At 66.7% G+C, this 4,644-nt stretch carries 4 protein-coding genes; all 4 read right to left on the bottom strand.

Going from position 1 to position 4,644, the window contains the following annotated elements:
• The coding region (locus VIR09_RS14635) for a FecR domain-containing protein (RefSeq protein WP_332013520.1) at positions 1–703 on the bottom strand (703 nt) is incomplete at its 3' end.
• Between the two features lie 11 nt (positions 704–714).
• A complete protein-coding gene (locus VIR09_RS14630) occupies positions 715–1,224 on the bottom strand; it encodes a sigma-70 family RNA polymerase sigma factor (protein ID WP_332013519.1) in 510 nt (169 codons plus the stop codon).
• A gap of 156 nt (positions 1,225–1,380) precedes the next feature.
• Positions 1,381–3,732 (bottom strand): ferric-rhodotorulic acid/ferric-coprogen receptor FhuE, encoded by a 2,352-nt coding sequence (fhuE, locus tag VIR09_RS14625; RefSeq protein ID WP_332013518.1) that lies wholly within the window; start codon positions 3,730–3,732, stop codon positions 1,381–1,383.
• A 211-nt stretch (positions 3,733–3,943) separates the two neighbouring features.
• On the bottom strand, positions 3,944–4,644 hold a 701-nt coding region (locus VIR09_RS14620), incomplete at its 5' end, for a FecR family protein (RefSeq protein WP_332013517.1).

Raw genomic sequence — 4,644 nt, 5'->3', positions numbered from 1 at the left:
CGGCCGGCACCCGCCGCGGCGCATCGTTCGGATCCAGGCCGCGCACGTCCACCGCGCCTTCCAGCACCGCCACCCTGATGCGGCCATCTTCCAGGCCGCGCACCAGAAAACGCGTGCCCACCGGCGTCAGCACGCCCGCGCGCGTGCGCACCGTGAAGGGCCGGCCCAGCGGATCCTGCCCGGTGGTCACCAGGATCTCGCCCTCCAGCAGCACCAGTTCGCGCTGGCTGGCCGTAAAGCGCAGGTCCACCGCGCTGGCGGTGTTCAGCTCAAGTAGCGTGCCGTCCGGCAGCGTCACGGCGCGTCGTTCACCCGTGCCGGTGCGCAAGTCCGCCGACAGCGCACGGACGGCGCCGCTTTGGCTCACGGCCCAGCCGCCCAGGCCCAGCCCCGCCGCCGACACCATCCAGCGGATGGCGTTGCGGCGCGACTGGATCAACGGCGCTTGCCGCAGCGTGCGCGCGGCCACCCCGCTGCCGGCTTCGGCGACGCCCGCCGCCACATCGCGCGTCAATGCGTTCAGCCGTTGCCAGGCCAGTTCATGCGCAGGCTGCGCCTGGCGCCAGCATTCGAAGCGCGTACGGTCCTCGTCGGTCGCATCCTCGCGCAGCCGCGACCACCAGTCGGCGGCCTGGCGGACGATCTTGGGATCGACGGTTCCTGCTTCCGGCGCAAGTGGCCGCAGCAGCTTTGCGTTCTCCATCCTGCCCGGCCTCAACCGTAGACGGCCGTGTAGCAATGCACCAGCGCGCGGGCCAGGGACTTCTGCACGGCGTTGGGCGTCAGGTCCAGCCGCTCGCCGATTTCGGCATAGGACATGCCGTCCACCTGCGCCATCAGGAAGATCCGGCGGCTGTTCATGGGCAGGCTGTCAAGCAGTTCGCAAACCTGTTCCAGGGCTTCCAGGATCAGGGCGCGCGCTTCGACCGAGGGCTCCGCCGCCACCGGCTGCAGCGCCATCGATTCGGCATAGGCCGCTTCCAGCGCGGCCCGCCTGGCCCGGCCGATCAGCAGGCGCGTGGCGATGGTGCGCAGATAGGCGCGCGGCTCGTTCAGCGGTTCGCGGAGGTCGGCGCGGATCAGCCGTTCAAACGTGTCGTGCGCCACATCGGCCGCGTCGGACACATTGCCCAGCTTGCGTTGCAGCACGCTGCGCAACCATTGGTGGTGAGCCTGATAGACCGATTGCACCTCGGCGCGAGGAGCGAAGGTAGAGGATGGCATGACGGTGCGCCCGGGCGTCTAGGCCAGACGTTTCCACTTTAATGAAAATGATTCGCAATTATAATTATCTTCGGCCTCTTTACAAGAACCGCGGACGGCAGCCTGCCGCGGCATGCCGCAAGCCGCGCCGGGCCCGCCCCGGCGCGCGCCTCGAAGTCAGAACTTGGCGGTCAGGTTGACGAACACGCTTCTGGGCTCGCCGTAGTAGACCTGGTTGCCCACGCCGCCCAGGTAGTACTTCTTGTCGAACAGGTTGTTCAGGTTCAACTGCGCCGACAGACGCGAATTGAAGTCGTAGCGCGCCATCAGGTTGTAGATCGCGTAGGCCTTCTGCTTGACCGTGACCATGTTGTCGCCGGCGCTGACTTCGGAATAGCTCGACAACTGCCAGTTGACGCCGCCCCCTACCGTCAGACGGCTCCACTCTCCCGGCAACCGGTAAGTGGTGAACAACCTGGCCACCGCGCGCGGGCGCTCGGGATTGACCGACACGCCCTGCGCGTCGCGGCTGGCGTAGTAGGTGCCGCCGGCATAGGCGTTCCAGCCCTGCGCCAGTTGTCCGCTCACTTCCAGTTCAATGCCCTTGGTGGTGACGCCATCGGCGGTCTTGTAGGCCTGGTCGGGCGTGCCCGGCACCAGCTTGTCGCCGTCCAGCACCGCCACCTTGCTTTGCTTGACCTTGAACAGCGCGACGGACGCATTCAACCTGCCGTCCAGGTACTCGCCCTTCAGGCCCACCTCGTAGTTCTGGCCCTGCACCGGGTCCAGGTAGTTGCCGCTGCTGTCGCGATTGTCCTGCGGCTGGAAGATGTCGGTGTAGCTGGCGTAGGCTGAGTACGTGTCGTTCAGGTCGACCACCAGGCCGGCGTACGGAATGAACTGGGAATCCTTCTGGTCGCGCGTGGGCGCCTTCGATTCCCAGGTCGCGTAGCGGCCGCCCGTGATGGCGGTCAGCCCATCCGTCAGCGACCACCGGGCGGCGGCATAGACGCCGCGCTGGTGCGTGACCGTATCGCGCAGGCTGGCCTCCGTCCAGGCCGGCTGCGCGTACGATCCGTCCCACTCGTAGAAGTTGCCGGTATCCGCCAGCGTGGCGCGGTCGAAACCATAGCGGTAGAAGTCCTCGCCGTAGCGGCTGCGCATGGCGCCCACCACTAGTTCGTGCTTGCGGCCAAACAGGCTGAACGGCCCCGTGGCCTGCAGGTCCAGCGAGGTTTGCTGCGCATAGGAGTTCCAGTACCCCGGCAGTGTCGCCAGGCCTGTTCCCGTGACGCGATCCAGGTCGCCGTACAGATACAGGAGCTTGGCGTCGTACTTGCTTTTACGCTGCGACCAGTCGGCCTTGACTTCCCAATCGTTGGCGAAGCGATGCTCCAGCGTGGCGAACACCGTCTGGTTGGTCGTGTGCCAGTACGTCCAGTCCGCCGCCGTGGTCTTGGAACGCCGCCAGTCGGTCGGCGTGCCGTCGCTGAACACCACCGGCAGGCTGCCCCAGGTGGATCCGCGCGGACGCTTGTCCTGATAATCCGCCCCCACGCTCAGCCGGGTCGATGGCGTCAGATCGGCATCGATGACGCCGTAGAACACCTTCTTGTTCGCATGGTAGAGGTCGATGTAGGAATCGCGCCCCTGATACAGCGCCACCATGCGCGCGCGCACGGTGCCTTCCTGGTTCAACGGCGTGGACATGTCCACGGCGCCGCGGTATTGATTCCACGAACCCGCGCCGGCGCTGACCATCCCGGTGAATTCGCGGCTGTTGGCATGCTTGCGCACCAGGTTGATGGAAGCGCCCGGATTGCCCGCTCCGGTCATCAGCCCGGTCGCGCCGCGCACCACTTCGATGCGGTCGTAGATGAACGAATCATTGTCGGATTCGCCATACATCGACAGGCCGATGGTGGTGGGCACGCCGTCGTACTGCAGGCTGTCGATGTAGAAGCCGCGCGACCAGAAATCAGTGCGGTCGGTGTCCTCGCTGACCACCTGCACGCCCACCACATTGCCCATCACCTCATCCAGCGACCGCAAGTTCTGGTCGTCGATGCGCTGACGCGTCACGACGCTGACCGACTGCGGGGTTTCGCGCAGCGACAGGGTCAGCCCCGTGGCCGCGGCTGAAGCCTGCGTCGTGTAGGAACCGGAGCCTTCGGTCACCGCCGGATTCATGCTGCCCAGCACCGTGACAGGCGCCAGGCTGGCCACGCCGCCATCGCGCGACAGGATGATGCTGTCGCCCTGCCAGCGGTAGGTCACGCCCGAGCCCTGCAGCAGGCTGCGCAAGGCCTCCTCCGGCTCCAGCCTGCCGCGCAAGCCCTTGCTGCTGATTCCAGCCACCACCTCGGGCGCATAGAAGACACGCACCTTGGTCTGCGCCGCCCATTGCATCAGGGCATCGCCCAAGGGCTGCGCCGCGATGTCGATCGATACGGCGGGCGCTTGGGCCCACGCGCTCACCGGCGTACCTGCCGTCGCCAGGCTCAAGGCCAACACCAAGGAAGAAAGCATGAAACGGGGAGACGCGCACGCAAAATACGTGGCCGCGGAGAAATGCCGGGCTGCTGGAATAGTCACAAGTACCTGCTGTTCTGTTCGACGATACGGGGAACGTTTCCCGAAATGGAAACGCGGCGGCTGCCGCCTTCCTTCGTAGAACGAATCAGTCCAAGATAAACCTGAATCCCATTCTCATTTATTTTGTAACCGCACCGCGCCGGGCTTACCTGGCGCTGATGTCGAGGGCGCCATCCGCGCTCGGCGTCAGCTTTACTGGCGCCACGGCTGGCAAGGCGTCGACCAGGGCTTCAGGGCGATCCAGGCTGAATGACGCCGACACCCGCAGGCGCCCGACCTTGTCGTCCGCCAGCCGCAATGGCGCGGACAAGTAGCGGTTCATATCCCGCACCACCTCGGCCAGCGGCGCGTTCTTGAACACCACCCGCCCTTCCCGCCAGGCGATCGCGCTCTGGACATCGGCGGGCGCCGGCACGCCGATCGCGCCGCTGCCAGGCACGCGGATGGCGTCGCCCGCGCGCAGCACGGCATGGCCCATGTTCCACCAGCGGCCGCCCGACACCTCCACCGTGCCGGACGCCACCAGCACCGCCACCTGTTCTTCATCGCGCCGTACATCGAAGACCGTGCCGGTCACGCGGACCACGCCGCTGCCGGCGCGCACAATGAATGGACGGGCCGCATCGGCGCTGACGGTAAACAGGATCTCGCCACGGTCCAGCGCCACTTCCCGGCGTTCGGCGTAAAGCCTTACGTCGGCGCGCGTGGCGCCGTTGATCTCCAGCATGGAGCCGTCGGGCAGCGTCACCTGCCGGCGTTCGCCGCGCTCCGCGCTGAGCGTCGCGGTGTACGCCGGAACCTCCGCCGGCAGGCTCCACCACGCCACCAGCGCGGCTGCGCCCAAGG

Origin of the sequence: Achromobacter sp. (assembly GCF_036567245.1) — a bacterium.
Classification (GTDB): domain Bacteria; phylum Pseudomonadota; class Gammaproteobacteria; order Burkholderiales; family Burkholderiaceae_B; genus Achromobacter.
Note: the sequence above shows the minus strand (reverse complement) of the source record. Positions and strands in the feature narration are given on the sequence as shown.